17 protein-coding genes and 1 tRNA gene are annotated in these 20,167 nt (G+C 61.3%); 7 read left to right on the top strand and 11 right to left on the bottom strand.

Annotated elements, in window-relative coordinates; translation table 11 throughout:
• Nucleotides 1-96 precede the first annotated feature (96 nt).
• From C8C92_RS10290 to C8C92_RS10275, 4 genes are all read right to left on the bottom strand, one after another.
• Nucleotides 97-186: transfer RNA gene (locus C8C92_RS10290), tRNA-Ser, on the bottom strand.
• A 78-nt stretch (nt 187-264) separates the two neighbouring features.
• Nucleotides 265-1,554, bottom strand: a complete 1,290-nt coding sequence (serS, locus tag C8C92_RS10285; RefSeq protein WP_116743715.1) for a serine--tRNA ligase — start codon at nt 1,552-1,554, stop codon at nt 265-267.
• A gap of 135 nt (nt 1,555-1,689) precedes the next feature.
• A complete protein-coding gene (locus C8C92_RS10280; protein WP_099759963.1) occupies nt 1,690-1,893 on the bottom strand; it encodes a hypothetical protein in 204 nt (67 codons plus the stop codon).
• Between the two features lie 149 nt (nt 1,894-2,042).
• The gene (locus C8C92_RS10275; protein ID WP_116745913.1) at nt 2,043-3,464 is read right to left on the bottom strand and encodes a PLP-dependent aminotransferase family protein; all 1,422 of its coding nucleotides are present in this window, start codon (nt 3,462-3,464) and stop codon (nt 2,043-2,045) included.
• Nucleotides 3,465-3,644: 180 nt separating this feature from the next.
• On the opposite strand from C8C92_RS10275, the gene C8C92_RS10270 reads away from it, so the two are divergent.
• A complete protein-coding gene (locus C8C92_RS10270) occupies nt 3,645-3,935 on the top strand; it encodes a DUF2917 domain-containing protein (RefSeq protein WP_116743714.1) in 291 nt (96 codons plus the stop codon).
• Nucleotides 3,932-4,669 carry an NAD(P)-dependent oxidoreductase gene (locus C8C92_RS10265; protein WP_116743713.1) on the top strand — a complete coding sequence of 246 codons (738 nt, stop codon included), beginning with the start codon at nt 3,932-3,934 and terminating at the stop codon, nt 4,667-4,669. Before C8C92_RS10270 ends, C8C92_RS10265 begins: the two co-directional genes overlap by 4 nt.
• Before the next feature lie 2 nt (nt 4,670-4,671).
• Here the strand turns inward: C8C92_RS10265 and C8C92_RS10260 are convergent, their stop codons facing one another.
• The 3 genes from C8C92_RS10260 to C8C92_RS10250 all read right to left on the bottom strand — a co-directional run bounded on the left by C8C92_RS10260 (nt 4,672) and on the right by C8C92_RS10250 (nt 9,088).
• Nucleotides 4,672-5,991, bottom strand: coding sequence for a replication-associated recombination protein A (locus tag C8C92_RS10260; RefSeq protein WP_116743712.1), 1,320 nt, complete (start codon nt 5,989-5,991; stop codon nt 4,672-4,674).
• Nucleotides 5,992-6,064: 73 nt separating this feature from the next.
• Nucleotides 6,065-6,721 carry an outer membrane lipoprotein chaperone LolA gene (gene lolA / locus C8C92_RS10255; protein WP_243420167.1) on the bottom strand — a complete coding sequence of 219 codons (657 nt, stop codon included), beginning with the start codon at nt 6,719-6,721 and terminating at the stop codon, nt 6,065-6,067.
• 6 nt (nt 6,722-6,727) lie between these two features.
• A complete protein-coding gene (locus C8C92_RS10250; RefSeq protein WP_116743711.1) occupies nt 6,728-9,088 on the bottom strand; it encodes a DNA translocase FtsK in 2,361 nt (786 codons plus the stop codon).
• A 215-nt stretch (nt 9,089-9,303) separates the two neighbouring features.
• On the opposite strand from C8C92_RS10250, the gene trxB reads away from it, so the two are divergent.
• From trxB to C8C92_RS10235, 3 genes are all read left to right on the top strand, one after another.
• Nucleotides 9,304-10,257 carry a thioredoxin-disulfide reductase gene (gene trxB / locus C8C92_RS10245; RefSeq protein ID WP_116743710.1) on the top strand — a complete coding sequence of 318 codons (954 nt, stop codon included), beginning with the start codon at nt 9,304-9,306 and terminating at the stop codon, nt 10,255-10,257.
• A 7-nt stretch (nt 10,258-10,264) separates the two neighbouring features.
• Entirely contained in the window at nt 10,265-10,939 is a 675-nt protein-coding gene (locus C8C92_RS10240) for a Smr/MutS family protein (RefSeq protein ID WP_116743709.1), read from the top strand.
• A gap of 135 nt (nt 10,940-11,074) precedes the next feature.
• Nucleotides 11,075-11,704 (top strand): trimeric intracellular cation channel family protein, encoded by a 630-nt coding sequence (locus tag C8C92_RS10235; protein ID WP_096234652.1) that lies wholly within the window; start codon nt 11,075-11,077, stop codon nt 11,702-11,704.
• Nucleotides 11,705-11,858: 154 nt separating this feature from the next.
• Here C8C92_RS10235 and C8C92_RS10230 read toward each other — a convergent pair whose 3' ends face one another.
• On the bottom strand, nt 11,859-12,197 hold the full coding sequence (locus C8C92_RS10230; protein WP_034758685.1) for a P-II family nitrogen regulator: 339 nt from the start codon (nt 12,195-12,197) through the stop codon (nt 11,859-11,861).
• Between the two features lie 173 nt (nt 12,198-12,370).
• Nucleotides 12,371-13,987 (bottom strand): NAD+ synthase, encoded by a 1,617-nt coding sequence (locus tag C8C92_RS10225; protein WP_099759971.1) that lies wholly within the window; start codon nt 13,985-13,987, stop codon nt 12,371-12,373.
• Between the two features lie 91 nt (nt 13,988-14,078).
• On the opposite strand from C8C92_RS10225, the gene C8C92_RS10220 reads away from it, so the two are divergent.
• Nucleotides 14,079-15,212, top strand: coding sequence for a GNAT family N-acetyltransferase (locus C8C92_RS10220; RefSeq protein WP_116743708.1), 1,134 nt, complete (start codon nt 14,079-14,081; stop codon nt 15,210-15,212).
• Nucleotides 15,213-15,287: 75 nt separating this feature from the next.
• Here the strand turns inward: C8C92_RS10220 and ppa are convergent, their stop codons facing one another.
• The gene (ppa, locus tag C8C92_RS10215) at nt 15,288-15,830 is read right to left on the bottom strand and encodes an inorganic diphosphatase (RefSeq protein WP_071078556.1); all 543 of its coding nucleotides are present in this window, start codon (nt 15,828-15,830) and stop codon (nt 15,288-15,290) included.
• 627 nt (nt 15,831-16,457) lie between these two features.
• On the opposite strand from ppa, the gene C8C92_RS10210 reads away from it, so the two are divergent.
• Nucleotides 16,458-18,881 carry a membrane-bound PQQ-dependent dehydrogenase, glucose/quinate/shikimate family gene (locus tag C8C92_RS10210; RefSeq protein WP_116745912.1) on the top strand — a complete coding sequence of 808 codons (2,424 nt, stop codon included), beginning with the start codon at nt 16,458-16,460 and terminating at the stop codon, nt 18,879-18,881.
• Nucleotides 18,882-18,970: 89 nt separating this feature from the next.
• Here C8C92_RS10210 and C8C92_RS10205 read toward each other — a convergent pair whose 3' ends face one another.
• Complete coding sequence (locus C8C92_RS10205; protein ID WP_099759974.1) at nt 18,971-20,167, bottom strand: heme biosynthesis protein HemY; 1,197 nt, start codon at nt 20,165-20,167, stop codon at nt 18,971-18,973.

The following is a 20,167-nucleotide window of genomic DNA, read 5'->3' as shown; positions in this document are numbered from 1 at the left end:
GCTTCGAATCCCACGCGCAAGGCGCGCAGGCGCCTTGCTCCTCTTCGCCGGCACAAATAAAAAAAGCTCCCTTGCGGGAGCTTTCTCTATTTGTTCTGGCGGAGAGGGTGGGATTCGAACCCACGGTACGATTTAACGTACGCTTGATTTCGAGTCAAGTACATTCGACCACTCTGCCACCTCTCCATTTACTGCGGTCTTTCCTCGCATTGCTGCGAGAAGGCAAGATTATAGCAGCCCGCAACAAAAAGAAAAGGACTATTTTTAAGCCTTCAAATGCGTCAGGCCACCCATATACGGACGCAGCACGGCCGGGATCTCGACGCTGCCGTCTGCTTGCTGGTAGTTTTCCAGCACGGCGACCAGGGTGCGACCCACTGCCAGGCCGGAGCCGTTCAGGGTGTGCACCAGTTCCGGCTTGCCGGCGGCGTTGCGGAAACGCGCCTGCATGCGGCGGGCCTGGAAGGCTTCGCAATTCGACAGTGACGAGATTTCGCGATAGGTGTTTTGCGCCGGCAACCACACTTCCAGGTCGAAGGTCTTGGTGGCGCCGAAACCCATGTCGCCCGTGCACAGCGACATCACGCGGTATGGCAGGCCCAGGCGTTGCAAGATCGCTTCCGCATGGCCGACCATGTCATCGAGCACCTGGTACGACGTGTCCGGATGCACCACTTGCACCATTTCCACCTTGTCGAACTGGTGCTGGCGGATCATGCCGCGCGTGTCGCGGCCGTAGCTGCCCGCTTCCGAGCGGAAGCATGGCGTGTGGGCCGTCATTTTCAGGGGCAATTGATCGAGCGCCAGGATTTCATCGCGCGCGATATTGGTCAGCGTCACTTCCGATGTCGGGATCAGGTAGAAGGTCTCGCCCTCGCCTTCCGCGCCGCCTTTTTTCACCGAGAACAGATCGGCTTCGAACTTCGGCAACTGGCCCGTGCCGCGCAGCGAGTCGGCGTTGACCATGTACGGGGTATAGCATTCCGTGTAGCCATGCTCGTCCACGTGCGTGTTGAGCATGAACTGCGCCAGTGCGCGGTGCAGACGGGCGATGCCGCCCTTCATGACGGAGAAGCGCGAACCGGTCAGCTTGGTGGCCACTTCGAAGTCCAGGCCCAGCGGGGCGCCCACGTCGACGTGATCCTTGACTTCAAAATCAAACGTGCGCGGCGTGCCGACCTTGCGCACTTCCACGTTGCCCGCTTCGTTTTCGCCCGCTGGCGTCGATTCGTGCGGCAAATTCGGTACGGCCATGATGAAGTCGCTCAGCTTGGCTTGCACCAGGGTCAGCGCTGCTTCATCGGCTTTCAGCTCATCGCCCAGGCCGGCCACTTGCGCCATCACGGCCGAGGTGTCTTCCCCCTTGCCTTTCAACATGCCGATTTGCTTGGACAGCGCGTTGCGCTTGCCCTGCAGTTCCTCGGTGCGCGTCTGGATCGCCTTACGTTCGGCTTCGAGGGCGGTAAAACCGGCCACGTCGAGCGGGAAATTGCGCGTCGCCAGGCGTTCTGCGACGGTAGCGATGTCTTTACGGAGAAGTTGGATATCTATCATGGGTGGATGGCGGTGCCGATGTATCGAAAGCACTCATTGTACCAAGACCCGTTCAGTTCTTTATGAGTTTTGCGCACGCTCCACCATCGTCATGGCGGCATGGCTGGGCACTCGCGCCCGCTTTACAACTTGTGTTCAGATAAAGGCGGCTTTTTCGGCAGCGGTCAGGCGGCGGGCGCTGACTGTCACGACGGGCATCGTGCTGTCGGCAGCCTGGGCGATCAAGGTGCTGCTGGCGCTCACTTCCACGGTGTTCGCGCCGGCGGTGGCGAAGCTGGCGCCGATGGCGATGATGGCGGCGGCGACAAAGGTGATTTCCATGTTTTTCAGTGCGTGCATGATGTGACTCCTGGTTAGTTTGCGTCGTTGACTGCTGCTGGTATGGTGGTACTTTAGCCAACGGCGACAAACAACGCCACCGGCTTGCGACCAGCGGCGAAAAACAGGGAGCGAACGGTGAAAAACAGGCACTGAAACGCAAACAATAGTTACAAGGCCTCATGCACCAGGCGGCCCAGGCGGCCAATCGCCTGCTCGATGCGCGGCGTCCACGCATTGCCGCAATTGAGGCGCAGATAATTGCTGAACTTGCCCGAGGCCGAGAACAGCTGGCCCGGCATATACGCCATGCCGTCAGCGATGGCCTGGCCATGCAGGGCCAGCGCATCGACTTGCGGCGGCATCTGCACCCACAGCACGAAACCGCCCTGCGGCTCGGACAGCATGCACTCGGCCGGAAAGCTGGCCACCACGGCGTCGGACATGCGGGCGATGCGCTGCACCAGGGTGCGCCGCATCTTGCGCAGCTGCTGGTCGTAGCTGCTGCCTTCCAAAAAATCGGCCAGTACGGCCTGGAAGAAATGGCTGGTGGCGCCGCTCGACACGGTTTTCAGCAAGGCCACTTCCTGCGCGAAGCGCCCGGCCAGCACATAGCCGACGCGCGAGGCGGGCGTGATCGCCTTGGAAAACGAGGAGCACAGCAAGACGTTGCCGCTCGTATCATAGGCCTTCACGGGCCAGGGACGCTGCGGCGCAAAGCACAGGTCGCCATATACATCATCTTCCACCAGCGGAATATTGAATTCCGACAGCAGGCCCGCCAGCCGCTTCTTGTTTGCTTCCGGCATGACGCAGCCGAGCGGATTGTTAGCGTTCGGCACGAACAGACACGCTTGCACGAGGCCGGCGCGCAAGGCCAGCTCCAGCGCATCGAGCGACGGCCCCGTCTTCGGATCGGTGGGAATTTCCAGCGCCTTCATGCCCAGACTTTCTATCATCTGCAGCAGCACGAAATACGTGGCCGACTCGATGGCGATGGTGTCGCCCGGTTTGGCCACGGCGCGCAGGCACAGGCTGATCGCTTCCGTGCAGGAATTCGTCACGACGATCTCGTGCGGGTCCAGCTTGCCCCAGTCCAGCGCGCGGCGCGTCACCTGGCGCAAGAAATTGCCTTCGCTGACGTCGTAGCAGCTGACCTTGCTCAACAAAGCGGGCTCGCGCCGCGCGACAAAGCTGATGGTGCGCTGCATGCGCTTGATCGGCAATATTTCGTCCGGCGGCCAGGCCGTGCCCAGCTGCACGATATTCGCCGTCTCGTTGTCCTTCAGCACGCGCATCAGCAGATTATTGATGCCGACAAAGGCCGGCTCCTTCAAATGCTGGGCGTCGGCACTGCACGGGCGGCGCGGCGCCCGGTGGCGCACGAAATAGCCGGACTGGGGCCGCGCGTCGACCTGCCCCCGGTCTTCCATCAGGCGCAAGGCTTGCATCACCGTGCTGACGGAAATGCGTTTTTGCTGTGCCAGGTGGCGGATCGATGGCAGGCGGTCGCCGGGCGCAAACACGCGCGCGTCGATCAGGGCGCCCAGCTCGTTGGCCAGGTGCTCATACAGATTCAAATGCGCGCTCATGTTCATCCCTTCAGTATGCGGCTGCCGCGCGCGGCACGCACAGATACAGTTGCCCGATTTTTTGACAAGCACAGTGTACGGCAAGGGGCACTGTGATCATCACAATTTCGTTTTCCTGCATCTGTCATGGTTTAAGGCAAGCGCCTAAGCTGTTCCTGTCAGCACAACAGGAGCGATGCCATGCATACCGACCACGAATTACGCAGCGAACGGCCCCTGCGCCTGGAAAAAGCGCACGCCAGGGTCATCGAATGCCTTTCCGGCATGGCGTGGATCACGGCCTACGCCCAGTTCGAGGATTGCGTGCTGCGCAGCGGCGAACGCTACACGATACCGAATGACGGCCTGGTGCTGGTCGAAGCCGTGGGTAGCGGACGCATCCGCGTGCACGGGACCGCCGCACCGCGCCCCGCCCTGCTGCGCTGGCTGCATCGGCACCGCCCTCAAACATTAATCACAAGGAATACATGATTCAAAAACCACTGCGCGTCCTCGTCACGGGCGCCGCCGGCATCATCGGCACCGCTTTCTGGAAGCGCCGGCACGGGGAATTTTCCCTGCGCCTGGCCGACCTACACACAGGCAAGCTGGCCGAAGCGCCCTGCCCGTCCATGCAGCTCGACGTGGGCGACTATGCCGCCTGCCTGGCCGCCTGCATGGATACCGATGTCGTGCTACACCTGGCCGGCGTGCCGCACGCCAGCGCCGATTTCGATGCGCAATTGCTGCAGCCGAACATCATCGGCACGCACAACATCTTCCGTGCGGCACAGACGCAGGGCGTGAAAAGAGTGGTGTTTGCCAGCAGCGCGCAAGCCATCGAGGGCTATCCGCTCGATATGCAAGTGCATGAGCACATGCCGGCCCGGCCCGCCAACATGTATGGCGCCAGCAAGGCCTTCGGCGAAGGCGTGGCTTCCGCGTTCGCGCACCAGCATGGCATGACGGCAATTGCCGTGCGCATCGCCAACGTGGCCCACTTTGCGCCAGGCCAGCAGCACAGCGCGCGCGACATCGCCGCCTTCATCAGCGAGCGCGACGTGGTGCAGCTGCTGGCGCGCTGCGTCAGTGCACAAGTGCCGGCCGGCTACCACGTCGTGCATGGGGTGTCGGACAACCGCTACAAGCGGCTGGCCATCGAAGCGACGCGCCAGCTGGTCGGCTACGCGCCGCAGGATGACGGTTTCAGCTTGCTGGGCTTATAGCCTCAGCCCTTGCCGGCTGGTTTTCCTGCTTTTCTGTCCAGCTCGCGCAGCCAGGCCAGCTTGTCGGCAATTTTACTTTCCAGGCCGCGCGGCACGGGCTGATACCAGCCCGGCTCGGCCATGCCGTCCGGGAAGTAGGTTTCGCCAGCCGCATACGCATCGGGTTCATCGTGCGCGTAGCGGTAGGCGTGGCCGTAACCGAGTTCCTTCATCAATTTGGTCGGCGCATTGCGCAAGTGCACGGGCACTTCCTTCGACTTGTCTTTCTTGACGAAGGCCATGGCCGTATTGAAGGCGTTGTAGCCGGCATTGCTTTTCGCGGCGATGGCCAGATAGATCACGGCTTGCCCCAGCGCCAGCTCGCCTTCGGGCGAACCGAGCCGCTCATAGGTTGCCGCCGCGTCGTTGGCCATGGTCAAGGCGCGCGGGTCGGCCAGGCCAATGTCTTCCCAGGCCATGCGCACGATGCGCCGCGACAGATACCGCGGGTCGGCGCCGCCATCGATCATGCGGCAAAACCAGTACAGGGCCGCATCCGGGTTCGAACCGCGCACGGATTTATGCAGGGCGGAAATCTGGTCATAGAAATTGTCGCCCCCCTTGTCGAAGCGGCGCGAATTGAGGGTCAGCGCATTGTCGACAAAGGCCGCGTCGATTGTCGTCGTGCCCGTCGAGCTGGCGGCCGTCTCGGCCTGCTCCAATAAATTCAGGAAACGCCGCGCATCGCCATCCGCGTAGCCGATCAGGGTGTCGGCGGCCGCCTCGTCAAACGTCAGGTGCGTCAGCGCCGTCGATTGCGCCTTGGCCAGCAGCAGCTTCATCTCGTCTTCGTTGAGCGATTTCAACACATACACTTGCGCGCGCGACAGCAGCGCCGAATTGACTTCGAAACTGGGGTTTTCCGTCGTCGCGCCAATGAACGTCACCAGGCCCGATTCGACGAAGGGCAGCAAGGCATCCTGTTGCGACTTGTTGAACCTGTGGATCTCGTCGACGAACAACAAGGTGTGCTTGCCGAACTGGTCCAGGCTGTGGCGCGCCTGGTCCATGGCTGCGCGAATATCTTTCACGCCGGCAAACACGGCCGACAGGGCGATGAATTCGCTGTCGAAGGCGTTCGCCATCAGGCGCGCCAGGGTGGTCTTGCCCACGCCGGGCGGCCCCCACAAGATCATCGAATGGGCCTTGCCCGCCTCGAATGCGAGGCGCAGCGGCTTGCCCACGCCCAGCAAATGCGTCTGGCCGATGACTTCGTTGAGGGTAGCAGGCCGCAAGGCTTCGGCCAGCGGCTGGCGCGGTGCGGTGGAAAAGAGATCCGCCATAATGAGTTACCTAATAAGAATGCAAAAGCCCCGCATCGCTGCGAGGCTGGCTCATACGCAACGCGCGACAGTCTTAATTGTTGATGACGTCCGCGCCCTTGGGCATGACAAATTTAAAGTGATTGGCAGACAAGGCCGGATTTTTCTGGAAATTCTTGAACGACAGCACCGAGGTCTGCCCGAACGAATCGCGCAATTCCATCGCTTCCGGCACGCCATTGCGCAGGCCGATGGTGATTTCATCGAAGGTCGTGTCCTTGGCTTTCGGCGTGGCTTTCAGCCATTCCAGGCCATCGCGCGTGCCCGCTTCGGCCAACGTAAAGTTCTTTTCCAGGTCGTTGCTGCCGAACAAGATGGCCGCTGGCGAGGAACCGAGCGCGTCGCCCAGCTTCTTGACTGTCACCTGGCTCAAATCCTTGTCGTAGATATACAGCTTGTCGCCATCGGCTTGCAGCAATTGCTCGTACGGCTTCAGATAGGTCCAGATGAACTTGCCTGGACGGGCGAATTCAAACGTGCCGCTGGCGGGGGTCGATACTTTCGCCTTGCCGCTGGCGTCCGCCTTCTTGACTTGCCGCTGCACGAACTCGCCTTTGGCCGACTTGGTGCCGGCCGCAAAGCTCTTGAATTGCTCCAGCGCGCTGGCCGAGGCGCTGGCGGCGAACAGCAGGCTGCAGGCGACGCTGGCCGCGCCGATGATCATTTTTGTTGCGAAAGTCGTGTTCTTCATTCTGTTTTACCCTTGTTCACTACTCGCCGCCGGCACCAGGATTTCCCGGTTGCCATTGGATTGCATGGTTGATACCACCCCGCTCTGCTCCATCTGCTCGAGCAGACGGGCGGCGCGGTTGTAGCCGATGCGCAAATGACGCTGCACCAGCGAAATCGAGGCGCGGCGGTTTTTCAGCACCACCGCCACCGCCTGGTCGTACAGGGCATCGGCCTCGCCGCCCCCCTCGCCCGGCGCGCCGCCTTCGGCGCCATCGCCTTCCAGGGTGCCGCCTTCGAGGATGCCCTCGATGTAGTTCGGTTCGCCCTGCAGCTTCAAATAGCTGACAACGCGGTGGACTTCTTCATCGGACACAAACGCGCCGTGCACGCGCATCGGCAAGCCGGTGCCGGGCGGCATGTACAGCATGTCGCCCATGCCCAGCAAGGCTTCCGCGCCCATCTGGTCGAGAATCGTGCGCGAGTCGATCTTCGACGAGACCTGGAAGGCGATACGCGTGGGGATATTCGCCTTGATGAGGCCCGTAATCACGTCTACAGATGGGCGCTGCGTGGCCAGAATCAAGTGCAAACCGGCGGCGCGCGCCTTTTGCGCGATACGCGCGATCAATTCCTCGACTTTTTTACCCACCACCATCATCAAGTCGGCCAGCTCGTCGATGATGATGACGATGGTCGGCAGTTTATCCAGTGGTTCCGGCGAGTCCGGCGTCAGGCTGAACGGATTCGGGATGTGCTCTTCGCGCTTTTTCGCGTCGGCAATCTTCGCGTTGTAGCCGGCCAGGTTACGCACGCCCATCTTGCTCATCAGCTTGTAGCGGCGTTCCATCTCGTTCACGGCCCAGTTCAGCGCGTGGCCCGCCTGGCGCATGTCGGTCACGACGGGCGCCAGCAAGTGCGGGATGCCTTCATAGACGGACATTTCCAGCATCTTCGGATCGATCAGGATCAGGCGCACGTCGAGCGGGTCGGATTTGTACAGCAGCGACAAAATCGTCGCATTGATGCCCACGGACTTACCGGAACCGGTGGTACCGGCCACCAGCAAATGGGGCATCTTGGCCAGATCGGCCACGACGGGCTTGCCGGCGATATCCTTGCCCAGCGCAATCGTCAGGCTCGACACGCCATCGTTGTAGACCTTGGAGCCGAGGATTTCCGTCAGGCGCACGATCTGGCGTTTGCTGTTCGGCAGTTCCAGCGCCATGTAATTCTTGCCGGGAATGGTTTCCACCACACGAATCGACGTCAGCGACAGCGAACGGGCCAGGTCGCGCGCCAGGCCGACGATCTGGCTGCCTTTGACGCCCGTGGCCGGCTCGATTTCATAGCGCGTCACCACAGGGCCGGGGTAAGCGACCACTACCTTGGCATCGACGCCAAAGTCCGACAATTTCTTTTCGATCAGGCGGCTCGTAAATTCCAGGGTTTCCACGGACACCGTTTCCACCACGGGCGGCGCCTCGTCGAGCAGGGACAGCGGCGGCAGCTTGCCGTCGCCGGGGGTGTCAAACAGATGCGCCTGGCGCTCCTTTTCCACGCGCTCCGATTTCACCACGCTCACCACCTGCGGCTCGATCTTCACGGGCGGCGCGGCCACGTGCTTTTCCACATGCTTGGCGCGTTCGATGACCACCACTTCGTCGCGGCGCACGGCGGCCACTTCGCCCTGGCGGCGGTCTTCACGGTCCTGGTAGCGCAGCACGAACCAGTTGAAGGCGTCTTCGATGGCGCCGCCGATGCGTTCGGCCACTTGCAACCAAGAAACGTGGAAGAACAGGCTGAAACCCAGGCCGAACAGCAGCAACAGTAATAAAGTGGCGCCCGTGAAACCGAAGGCCACGTGGGCCGAGTGGCCCACCAGCTGGCCCAGCACGCCGCCCGGCTCGCGCGGCAGCTGCACGTGCAGGCTTTTCGCCATGCGCAGGTATTCCAGGCCCATGCTGCCAATCAGCATGATGGAGAAGCCGACGATGCGGATCAGCATCTCGACATGGTGTTCGCGCTCCACCTCTTCCTCTTCCAGCAGGAAGCGCTTGCTCAGGCGGCGATAGCCATTCCATACCGTGCGCAGCAGCCAGATGCACCACCACCAGGCGGAAAAGCCGAAGATATACAGCAACAAATCGGAAAAGGTCGCCCCCAGCTTGCCGCCCAGGTTGGCCACCTTGTCGACGGAGGTCGCGTGCGACCAGCCCGGGTCGAGCTTGTTGAAGCTGGCCAGTATCAGCACGAAATACAGGGCAAACGCGGCCAGCGCGAACCAGCGCGCCTCGGACAGCAGCCGCACCAGCCGGTTCGGCAGAGGCCGGCGTTCGACCGGTTTACGGGTGTAGCTATTTTGATTGGCCTGGGCTGGTTTAGTCATTCTGGGAAGCGCTGCAAGGTGATAAATGTTTCTGAAAGGGAATTTCCCATAATAAGGAAGTATTCTAAGCCATATATGCCCCGGACGGCCCCACGATTCGTCGCTACAGGCGGCTTGGTCTATAATCGTGGATTGCTTGCGCAAGCGCAATACGCCCTTGTTCTTCGCGCGTATGCCCCCAATTCGGACAGACCCCACTCATAGAGAAGCCTCCCATGACCACTACCAAACACGCCCGCGTTTTGATCCTCGGCTCCGGCCCAGCCGGCTACAGCGCCGCCGTCTACGCCGCCCGCGCCAACCTGAACCCGATGCTGGTCACCGGCGTGGAACAGGGCGGCCAGTTGATGACCACCACGGACGTGGAAAACTGGCCCGGCGACCCGATGGGCGTGCAAGGCCCGGACCTGATGCAGCGCTTGCTCCAGCATGCCGAGCGTTTCAATACGGAAATCGTGTTTGACCATATCCACACCACCTTCCTCAACGAAAAGCCGATCCGCCTGAAAGGCGACAGCCACGAATACACGTGCGACACCTTGATCATCGCCACGGGCGCATCCGCGCAATACCTGGGCCTGCCATCCGAAGCGCACTTTATGGGCAAGGGCGTGTCCGCCTGCGCCACCTGCGATGGCTTCTTCTACCGCAACCAGGAAGTAGCCGTCGTCGGCGGCGGCAATACGGCCGTAGAAGAAGCGCTGTACCTGTCGAACATCGCCAATAAAGTCACGCTGATCCACCGCCGCGACAAGTTCCGCGCCGAAGCGATTTTGATCGACCGCCTGAACGCCAAGGTTGCCGAAGGCAAGATCGTGTTGAAATATAACCACACCCTGGAAGAAGTGACGGGCAACGACAGCGGCGTGACGGGCTTGAACATCAAGTCGACCATCGATGGCAAGGTCGAAGCATTGAGCGTGCACGGCGTGTTCATCGCCATCGGCCACAAACCGAACACGGGCATCTTCGAAGGCCAGCTGGACATGCACAACGGCTACATCAAGACGAAAACCGGCCTGGAAGGCATGGCCACCGCCACCAGCGCGCCGGGCGTGTTCGCCGCGGGCGATGTGCAAGACCATATCTACCGCCAGGCGATCACCAGCGCCGGCACCGGTTGCATGGCAGCACTGGACGCCCAGCGCTACCTGGAAGGCCAGGAGTAAGCGTCGCATGGCGTCGATGAAAGACTTTGCCGACCTGAAAGCGGTCAGCAAGCAGCTCAAGGAGCAGGCCGATGCGCGCGCGCAAGCCGCGGCTGAGCGCGCCCAGCAGGTCAAGGTGCAGGCCGTGGAAAGCAATCTGTTCAAGGCCAGCATCGGCGGCGTCAAGCGCCTGCCCGAGTCGGACCGCTACGTGCCCAGCGTGCCCAAGGCGGGCGCCATGGCGGCCCAGCAGCCGGCGCGCAAGCTGACGCCCGAAGAGGACCATGCGGCCGTGCTGCGCGAGTCGCTGTCGGACTTGTTCGAGGTCGACCATTACCTGGAAAACGATCCGGCCCTGAACTACGCCCGCCCCGGCGTGGGACCGGACGTGGTGAAAAAGATGCGCAAGGGCCACTGGCCCATCCAGGATGAGCTGGATTTGCACGGCTTGCGCCGCGACGAGGCGCGCGACGGCATCGGCGCCTTCTTGAACCAGGCAACGCGGCGCAAGCTGCGCTGCGTGCGCGTGATCCACGGCAAGGGTTTTGGCTCGAAAGGCCAGGAACCGGTCTTGAAATCGATGGTGCACAGCTGGCTCGTGCAAAAGGATGAAGTCATCGCCTTTTGCCAGGCGCGCCGCTCCGAAGGGGGCGATGGCGCCCTTGTCGTATTGCTTTCTTCCGCCCTGCAGCCCATCCGCTGAGCACCGCAGCAAGAAATTACAATTCAGTAACAAGTTAGCCCACGCGCACGGCCCCGTTTGTCACCATTCGGGGCCGTGTCATGTTAACCTGTGACAATTATTTCCTGCTTAGCGTCTCGTGCACGCGCTCCCCCCATGATGCCACCCCAACTACCGCCTGGCTCGCTGATCAAGATCATCGAGGTCATCGCCATCCTGGTGGGCGCATTTTCCGGCTTCATCGAAGCGCGCCGCAAGCGCATGGACCTGGTCGGCGTATTCGTCGTGGCCTTCATCACGGCGTTCGGCGGCGGCACCCTGCGCGACATCCTGCTCGACAAGCGGCCCCTGTTCTGGGTCTCGCACCAGGAATACGCGATTCTGATTTTCGTGCTGGCCCTGACGGCCGCGCCCTTGATCCAGCATTTGCGCCAGATCGTCTCGGAACGCCTGATCGTCATCGCCGACGCCATCGGCCTGGGCATGTTCGCCATCGCGGGCGTGGCCGAAGCGACGCGCGCCGGCATGCCGCTCTTCATCGCCTCGATGATGGGGGTGATTACGGGGATTTTTGGCGGCGTGATGCGCGACATCGTCTGCAATGAAGTGCCGATGGTATTTCGCGACGGCAAACCCTACGCCATTTGCGCCTTTTTCGGCTGCTGGGCTTATTTATTGCAGATGCACTTCGGCGCCCAGCACGACTTCGCGCTGTGGACCAGCGCCAGCGGCATCACGATACTGCGCCTGATATGCTGGAAATTCGACATGCGCTTGGGGCGGTGAAGCGCGCTGCTGCGCAATCCGGCAGCTTTGGTGGCTCAGCAGCGTCGGCTTACGCGCTGGCGCGCTAAGCCGACCTACGGCCAGACAAGCGATACATCGCGTAGGTCGGATTAGGTCTGAAGGACCGTAATCCGACAACATTGTTGACCCAGACTTACACCGCGTCCGGACCCGTTTCACCCGTGCGGATGCGGATGACTTGCTCCACGTCGCGCACGAAAATCTTGCCATCGCCAATCTTGCCCGTGCGGGCCGCCTTGATGATGGCGTCGACCACCAGTTCCGACACGCTGTCGTCCACCACCACTTCGACTTTGACTTTCGGCAAGAAGTCGACCACGTACTCGGCGCCACGGTACAGCTCGGTATGGCCCTTCTGGCGGCCAAAGCCCTTCACTTCCGTCACGGTCAAGCCCGTCACGTTCACATCGGCCAGGGCCTCGCGTACTTCGTCGAGCTTGAATGGTTTGATGATGGCGGTAATCTGTTTCATGGCTTTCTCCTTATTGGTAATCGTCAGTTCTTCATTAGCTGGCTTAACGGGACCCCGCAAAACCGTAGCGAGCAAGTTCAATACCGGGTTGAGTAGCGGAGCCGTACTTTAGTACGGTGAGCAACGGATGCCCGGTAGTGAGCTGCGCAGTAGGTTTGGCGGGGTTCCCCACGTTATTCGTAGAATTTCGAGGTAATCGGGTAGCGCCAGTCGCGGCCGAAGCCACGGTGCGTGACGCGGATACCCACCGGCGACTGGCGCCGCTTGTATTCATTGATCTTGATCAGGCGCGTGACCCGGGCCACATCGGCCGGCGGGTAGCCAGCCTCGATAATCTCGGCGATCGGCCGGTTTTCTTCCATGTACAGCTGCATGATGCCGTCGAGTACGTCATACGGCGGCAAGGAATCCTGGTCCAGCTGGTCGGCGCGCAGCTCTGCCGACGGTCCGCGCGTCAGGATGCGCTCGGGAATCACGTCCGAGACACTGTTGCGGTACGCGCACAGGCGGTACACAAGCGTCTTGGCGATATCCTTGATGACGGCAAAGCCGCCCGCCATGTCGCCGTACAGGGTGCAATAGCCGACCGCCATCTCGCTCTTGTTACCCGTCGTCAGCACGATGCTGCCATGCTTGTTCGACAGGGCCATCAGCAAGGTGCCGCGGATGCGCGCCTGGATGTTTTCTTCCGTCGCGTCTTCCGCCAGCCCCGCGAACTCACCGGCCAGGGTGGCGCGGAAGGCGTCGAAGGTTTGCTTGATCGGAATTTCATCGTAGCGCACATTGAGGCGTTTTACCATGTCGCGCGAATCGATCCACGAGATATCGGCCGTAAATTGCGACGGCATCATCACGGCGCGCACCTTGTCGGCGCCCAGCGCGTCGACGGCGATGGCCAGGGTCAGCGCGGAATCGACGCCGCCCGACATGCCGATCAGCACGCCAGGGAAACCATTCTTGCCGATATAGTCGCGCACGCCCAGCACCAGCGCCTGGTACACCTGCGCTTCCGTCGTCAACGGCGTGGCCAGCGGCTGCGGCACGGGCGTGGCGCCGTCGAACTCGACCAGCTGCAAGTCTTCCTCGAAGTGGCGCAACTGGGCGCAAATCGTGCCGGCCGCGTCCATGACGAACGAGTCGCCGTCAAAAATCAGCTCATCCTGGCCACCGACCAGGTTAGCGTACACGAGGGCCATGCCTTGCGCGCTGACGTTCTTGCGCATGGTTTCATAGCGCAGATGCTGCTTGTTCATGTGATACGGCGAGCCGTTCGGCACCAGCAGCACTTGCGCGCCAGCCGCGCGGGCGCGCATCGGCGCGTGCTCGAACCACGTGTCTTCGCAGATATTGATGCCGAAACGCACACCCTTCACGCCAAATACGAAAGCCTGGTCCGCCGAGGTGAAATAACGCTTTTCATCGAAAACGGTGGTATTGGGCAAGTCGTGCTTGCGGTAGGTGCCCAGCACTTCGCCATTGACCAGCACGGAGGCGGCATTGTGGCGCACGCCCTTCTCGTCCTGCAGCGGCAAGCCCACCACCACGTGCAAATCGGTGAACTGCGCCAGGTCCGCGGCCAGGCCCGCAAACGCTTCCTGCGTTTTTGCGTAGAATGCATTGCGCAGTAATAAGTCCTCGGGTGGATAGCCGACCAGCGACAGTTCCGGGGTGAGCACGATATCGGCGCCCGCTTCAAAGGCGCGGCGGGAAAGGTCGAAGATCTTGGCACGGTTGCCGGCCAGATCGCCGACCGTACTATTCATTTGAGCAATTGCGACTTTGACTGTCATGATGATGATGGATATTTTCGTTCTATTAAACAAGACAGGGGCGCGCAGGCTGACGGCGGCGCCCCGAGAGTGATGAATGCACACTACAACAATGAATTATCGCACGGCTATCGTCTCTACCCTGGCTGAAATTGGCGAAGCGGCCTGGTCTGAACTGCTGGCCAGCCAGCAGGATGCCACTCCCTTCCTTTCCTATGCCTTCCTGCACGCGCTGCACGAGTCCGGCTGCGCCAGCGCGGACACGGGCTGGCAGCCGAATTACCTGGTGCTGTGGCAAGGCGAGACCCTGGCCGCCGCCCTGCCCCTGTACCTCAAAACGCACTCGTATGGCGAATACGTGTTCGACTGGGCCTGGGCCGACGCGTATCAGCAGCATGGCCTGGAATATTACCCGAAACTGTTGTCGGCTATTCCCTTTACGCCCGTGAGCGGCACGCGCTTGCTGGCCCGCGATGGGGAAGCCCGCGCCGCCCTGCTGGCCTTCCTGCAGACGCAGCAGCAAGCCAGCAAGGTGTCGTCCTGCCACATCCTGTTCCCGCCGGAAAGCGAAGCGCGCCAACTGGAAGAAGCCGGCTACCTGATGCGTAGTGGCGTGCAGTTTCACTGGCTCAATCCCGGCTACACGGATTTCGAGCAATTCCTCGCCACCCTGGAACACAAGAAACGCAAGAATATCCGCGCCGAACGGCGCAAGGTGCGCGAAGCGGGCGTGACCCTGCGCCAGGTGCGCGGCGTCGATGCTGTTGATGCCGACTGGAAGCTGTTCCACCGCTGCTACAGCAATACCTATGCGGAACACCGCTCGTCGCCGTACTTAAGCCTGGAGTTCTTCCAGCGCATCGGTGCCAGCATGCCGCAGAACATTTTATTGGTGATCGCCGAGCGCGAAGGCCGGGCCATTGCCGCCTCGCTGGTGATCCATACCAAGGACACCCTGTATGGCCGCTACTGGGGCGCGCTCGAGCACGTACCCTGTTTGCATTTCGAGACGGCCTACTACCAGCCGCTGGAATTTTGCATCGCCAACGGCATCGCCACCTTCGAAGGGGGCGCCCAGGGCGAGCACAAGATGGCGCGCGGCTTCCTGCCGCAAAAGACCTGGTCGGCCCACTGGCTGGCGCACCCGGCCTTCGCCGACGCCGTGCAGCGCTTCCTCGAACGCGAACGGGGCGGCATCGATGCCTACCTCGATGAATTGAACGAGCACAGCCCGTTTCGCAGCTAGAAAAGTAAAAACGCTCCCGGCCATCGCTGGCGGGGAGCGTTTTGAACGGTGAGCGGCAGTGAAGCGCCCCGTTATTTATGCTTTTGCAGCATCTGCCTTGTAGGCGGCGACGCCGTTCAGGATTTCTTCCTTGGCCACGTCAGGACCATACCAGCCGTCGATCTTGACCCATTTGCCTTTTTCCAGATCTTTGTAGTGCTCAAAGAAATGCTGGATCTGGCGCAAGCGCAGCTCATTCAGATCTTCCGGCTTTTGCCAGTGGCTGTAGATCGACAGGACCTTGTCGACTGGCACGGCCAGCACTTTCGCGTCTTCGCCCGACTCGTCGGTCATTTTCAGCACGCCGATAGGACGGCAGCGCACGACCACGCCCGGGATCAGCGGGAACGGGGTGATGACCAGCACGTCAACCGGGTCGCCATCCGGCGACAGGGTGTTCGGCACATAGCCGTAGTTGCACGGGTAATGCATGGCGGTACCCATGAAGCGATCGACGAAGATCGCGCCGCTTTCCTTGTCGACTTCGTACTTGATCGGATCGGCATTCATCGGGATTTCGATGACGACGTTGAAATCGTTCGGCAGGTCGCGGCCGGAAGAGACGTTATTCAAACTCATGGGGTTCCTCATTAGCGGATTGTGTTTTAACCGCGCAATTATAGCGAAGTACAGGCGGCTTGTGCGATGCAGCAGCGGCCAGCCGGCGTTTTGCGCAACAAGCCAACAACAGTGGCATGCACGCTCCGCTGGTCACCGCAGCCTGCCAGCGAAAGAATAAACAGGCTGCCGGAAACAATAAGTAGAAACACCTAAGTAATACTACGACCACTCCACAGATAATATCTTGAATACCTGTGCATTTTCATTTCAATATCACCCTGCAGCAGGCATGGTTATTATAAGACGAATTGCATTTATTACAGCGATTTATAACAACAATCTCACCATCATTCATCCCGCGATGTCTTCGCATAATGACGCAGGCGCTTCACCATGCTACGCCGAACGCTTGCGCAGCCCCGCAATCCACTCTTCCAGCATAATATTTGCGCTTATTTGAAGCATGTATTTGATTCAAATAGCTCCCCAGCCAAAAAAGGGCGCGACCAGAAGATAATCACCAATTCTGATAAACTGTCACATTCTGGTGATTCCAAACTTTGTATATTCTGCAATCGACGCTCTCCCTGAATTCAATATGGCGCATCAACGCGCCACCGATAAATCCTTGCAAAAAGGAATATGATGATTCCCTCTTTCCGGCCCGGTCCTTTATTAAAGGTCACCGGCGTTATTTTCGTTCTGTTCGGCCTCGCCCTGCTGGGCGGCGGCATCTGGCTGGCCACGCTCGGCGGCTCCTGGTACTACTTGCTGGCCGGCATCGGTATGCTGATCGCAGGCGTGCTCGTCTTCAAAGGCAAGCGCAGCGCGCAAGCGTTCATGGCGCTGCTGCTGATCGCCACCCTCATCTGGTCCGTGATTGAAGTGAAATTCGACTGGTGGCAATTGCTGCCACGCCTCGACATCTGGTTTGTCGCCGCCGTCTGGCTGCTGCTGCCCTTCGTCAGCCGCCGCCTGGCCCCACCCGCCGCCGAGAAACAGCCGCAAGCGGGCAAGATGGCGCTCAGCGCTGCCGTGGCCCTGACCGTCATCGCTGGCGTCATCGCCCTGTTCCAGGATTACCATGACCTGCATGGCGAGGTGCCGGCCGAAAACATGGCCGCCACCGCCGCCGGAGATTTCGCTCCCGGCGTCGAGCACAACGACTGGTCCGCGTATGGCCGCTCCGGCTATGGCGACCGCTATGCGCCGGCCGCGCAAATCACGCCGGCCAATATTTCCGGCCTGAAAGAAGCCTGGACCTACCACACGGGCGACTTCAAGGGTCCGAACGACCCGGGCGAGATCGCCAATGAAGTCACGCCGCTGAAGGTCAATGACATGCTGTACCTGTGCACGCCGCACAATATCGTCATCGCCCTGAACCCGGACACGGGCAAGGAAATCTGGCGCCACGATCCGAAGATCAACCGCGATGCGGCCAGCTACCAGCACATGATCTGCCGCGGCGTGGCCTACTGGGACGTGAACGCGGGGCGTGCCAAAAACAATCCGGCCCCCGAAGCTGCCAGCATGGAATGTCCGCGCCGCATCCTGGCGCCGACCATGGATGGCACCATGATCGCCGTCAACGCCGATACGGGCGAGTCGTGCAAGAGCTTTGGCAACAACGGCGTCGTCAACCTGTATAAAAACATGGCCATGATCAAGCGCGGTTTCCTGATGCCCACGTCCCCGCCGGCCGTGGCGCAAAACGTGGCCGTGATCGCCGCCAGCGTGACAGACAACCATTCGACGGAAGAACCATCGGGCGTGATCCGCGGTTACGATCCCGTCACCGGCAAGCTGCTGTGGAACTGGGACCCGGCCACGCCGGAAGATACCAAGCCCTTCCCTGAAGGCAAGAACTACACCAACAACTCGCCCAACTCGTGGGGCGTGGCCAGCATCGATGAAAAGCTGGGCATGGTGTACATTCCGATGGGCAATGAAACCCCCGATACCTGGGGCGGCAACCGCAACAAGAATGGCGAGAAATTCAACAGCGCCATCGTCGCGCTGGACCTGGCGACCGGAAAAGTGCGCTGGGTGTACCAGACCGTGCACCACGATATCTGGGACATGGATATCGGCGGCCAACCTTCGCTGGTCGACATCGACACGCCGAAAGGCAAAGTTCCCTCGGTTGTTGCCACGACGAAACGCGGCGATATCTACGTGATCGACCGCCGCGATGGCAGCCTGGTCGTGCCGGCGCCGGAAAAACCTGTGCCGACGAGTAATCCTGCCGCTGGCGACACCTTGTCGCCCACGCAGCCGTTCTCCGCCCTGACCTTCTTGCCTGAGCGCAATATCAGCGAAGCGGACATGTGGGGCACCACGCCGTTCGACCAGCTCGTCTGCCGCATCATTTTCAAGGAACGCCGCTATGAAGGCCCGTTCACGCCGCAAACGGCTGGCAAGGGCGCCGTCATCTCGCCGGGCCCCTTGGGCATCTTCGAATGGGGCGGCGCGGCCATCGATCCCGTGCGCCAGTTGTTGATCGTCAACCCTGACTACATGGGCTTCCTGGAAAAACTCGTGCCACGCGCCGAAACGACGGCCAAGGGCGGCACGGGCGGCGAAATGGGCTTGCAGCCACAGACGGGCGTCCCGTTCGCCGTGGAAATCAAGGCCTTTTTGTCGCCACTGGGCTTCCCATGCCAGGCACCGCCGTGGGGCTATGTGGCCGCCGTCGACCTGCGCACCATGAAAAAAGTGTGGATGCACAAGAACGGCACCACGCGCGACAGCGGTCCCGTGCCGATTCCCTTGCCACTGGGCGTGCCCAGCTTGGGCGGCATGGTCACCACCGGTGGCGGCGTGACCTTCCTCAGCAGCACGCTCGACTACTATATCCGCGGCTACGATGTCAGCAACGGTAAAGTACTCTGGAAAGCGCGCTTGCCGGCAGGTGGCCAGGCTACGCCGATGAGCTATGTGTCGAACAAGTCGGGACGCCAGTTCGTCGTCGTCATGGCTGGCGGCCACGGCTCGCTGGGCACGAAGATGAGCGATACCCTGGTCGCGTATGCCTTGCCGGAAGGCACTGCCGCAGCGAAGAAGTAAAGCTCGAAGAAGTAAAGTAGCAAGGTAACAGCGCAAAAAAAAGCCGTTCAGTCTGCACTGAACGGCTTTTTTACGTCTGATGAAATGGCTTACAGGATGGTCGCCAGCGCGCACTGCCGGTAATGCGCGGCGGCCTGTTCCGTCTGCTGCAAGGCATCGTGCATCTGCGCCAGCTTCAGGTGGGCGTCGCGCACCATTTGCGGCTCGTTTGCGTCCGACAAAGCCTGCTCCAGGTGACGCTGGGCCTTGCCCCACAGTTTTTGCTTGAGGCACAGGGTACCCAGGGTCAGCGCCAGTTCCGCATCCAGCGGACGCTGTTTCATCCATTGCTCGCAATGCTCGATCTGCAGCAGCAGGGCCGGCGTGCCGGCGGGCGCCGCCGCTTCGCGGTAGGCGCGCACGACGCGCTCATCCCAGTCGGCGGCCAGCGACTCTTCGCACACGAGGCGCGCCTCATCGTGCAGGCTGCGCGCATTCAGGGCCGTGGCGGCGCGGCAGGCGATATATGGCTTGACCCGATCGCTGCTGGGCACGGTGGACCAGACGCGCATCAACGATTCGGCGTCATGCGAGGGGTCGGACAGCAAATGGTCGTAGGCCAGCTCGCGCAGGCGCGACGACAGGGCCGGATGCAGGGCGCGGTGCTTGTCGAGCGAACGCACGAGGCGCAGCACTTCCGGCCAGTTCTTCGCCTGCTGCTCGGCCTTCAGCGACCATTGCAGCGCGTGGATATGGCGCGTGCCGCTGGCATTGAGTTCGCGCACGGCCGCCAGGGCCGCTTCCGGCTGGTGGTCGTCGACCAGCAATTCCGTCACCGTCATCAAACGGGCCGTCTTCAGGCTGGCATCGCCTTCGACACGGGCCAGCCAGCTGTCGCGGCGCTCGGACTGGCGCATGCGGTGCGCGGCGCGCGCGCCGATCAGCGCGGCCAGGCCGGCATTTTCTTCCAGCTCGGCGGCGCGCAGGGCGGCTTTTTCCGCATGGCCGAAACGGCCTTCGAACAGGGCTTTCAAGGCTTCGCGCAAGCCCTTGTTGCCATCGCGTTCACGCTTGCGCTGGCGATAGGCCGCCACTTGCGCCGGCATGCGCACGGTGCCGCGCACGGCGCGTACCAGCAGGTACAGCAGCACGAACAGCACGACCTGCAGCAGCAGGAAGAAGTTCAGCGACAAATCGATGCGGTACGGCGGATAGAACAGTACCACGTTGCCGGGGTTGAAACGGGCCGTCACGGCGATACCGATCGCCGCGGCCATCAGGGCGAGTAACCAGAGAAATAGACGCAT

Source organism: Janthinobacterium sp. 78, from assembly GCF_003096775.1.
GTDB classification, from domain to species: Bacteria; Pseudomonadota; Gammaproteobacteria; order Burkholderiales; family Burkholderiaceae_D; genus Janthinobacterium; species Janthinobacterium tructae.
Note: the sequence above shows the minus strand (reverse complement) of the source record. Positions and strands in the feature narration are given on the sequence as shown.

Bases quoted from the DNA above. Each gene is read 5' to 3' on its own strand.
- lolA (WP_243420167.1), bottom strand. From the start codon at position 6,721: ATGAAGAACACGACTTTCGCAACAAAAATGATCATCGGCGCGGCCAGC.
- C8C92_RS10205 (WP_099759974.1), bottom strand. From the start codon at position 20,167: ATGCGTCTATTTCTCTGGTTACTCGCCCTGATGGCCGCGGCGATCGGT.
- C8C92_RS10250 (WP_116743711.1), bottom strand. From the start codon at position 9,088: ATGACTAAACCAGCCCAGGCCAATCAAAATAGCTACACCCGTAAACCG.
- C8C92_RS10220 (WP_116743708.1), top strand. From the start codon at position 14,079: ATGAATTATCGCACGGCTATCGTCTCTACCCTGGCTGAAATTGGCGAA.
- C8C92_RS10210 (WP_116745912.1), top strand. From the start codon at position 16,458: ATGATTCCCTCTTTCCGGCCCGGTCCTTTATTAAAGGTCACCGGCGTT.
- trxB (WP_116743710.1), top strand. From the start codon at position 9,304: ATGACCACTACCAAACACGCCCGCGTTTTGATCCTCGGCTCCGGCCCA.
- C8C92_RS10225 (WP_099759971.1), bottom strand. From the start codon at position 13,987: ATGACAGTCAAAGTCGCAATTGCTCAAATGAATAGTACGGTCGGCGAT.
- C8C92_RS10240 (WP_116743709.1), top strand. From the start codon at position 10,265: ATGGCGTCGATGAAAGACTTTGCCGACCTGAAAGCGGTCAGCAAGCAG.
- C8C92_RS10265 (WP_116743713.1), top strand. From the start codon at position 3,932: ATGATTCAAAAACCACTGCGCGTCCTCGTCACGGGCGCCGCCGGCATC.
- ppa (WP_071078556.1), bottom strand. From the start codon at position 15,830: ATGAGTTTGAATAACGTCTCTTCCGGCCGCGACCTGCCGAACGATTTC.
- C8C92_RS10280 (WP_099759963.1), bottom strand. From the start codon at position 1,893: ATGCACGCACTGAAAAACATGGAAATCACCTTTGTCGCCGCCGCCATC.
- C8C92_RS10230 (WP_034758685.1), bottom strand. From the start codon at position 12,197: ATGAAACAGATTACCGCCATCATCAAACCATTCAAGCTCGACGAAGTA.
- C8C92_RS10270 (WP_116743714.1), top strand. From the start codon at position 3,645: ATGCATACCGACCACGAATTACGCAGCGAACGGCCCCTGCGCCTGGAA.
- C8C92_RS10260 (WP_116743712.1), bottom strand. From the start codon at position 5,991: ATGGCGGATCTCTTTTCCACCGCACCGCGCCAGCCGCTGGCCGAAGCC.
- C8C92_RS10275 (WP_116745913.1), bottom strand. From the start codon at position 3,464: ATGAGCGCGCATTTGAATCTGTATGAGCACCTGGCCAACGAGCTGGGC.
- C8C92_RS10235 (WP_096234652.1), top strand. From the start codon at position 11,075: ATGATGCCACCCCAACTACCGCCTGGCTCGCTGATCAAGATCATCGAG.
- serS (WP_116743715.1), bottom strand. From the start codon at position 1,554: ATGATAGATATCCAACTTCTCCGTAAAGACATCGCTACCGTCGCAGAA.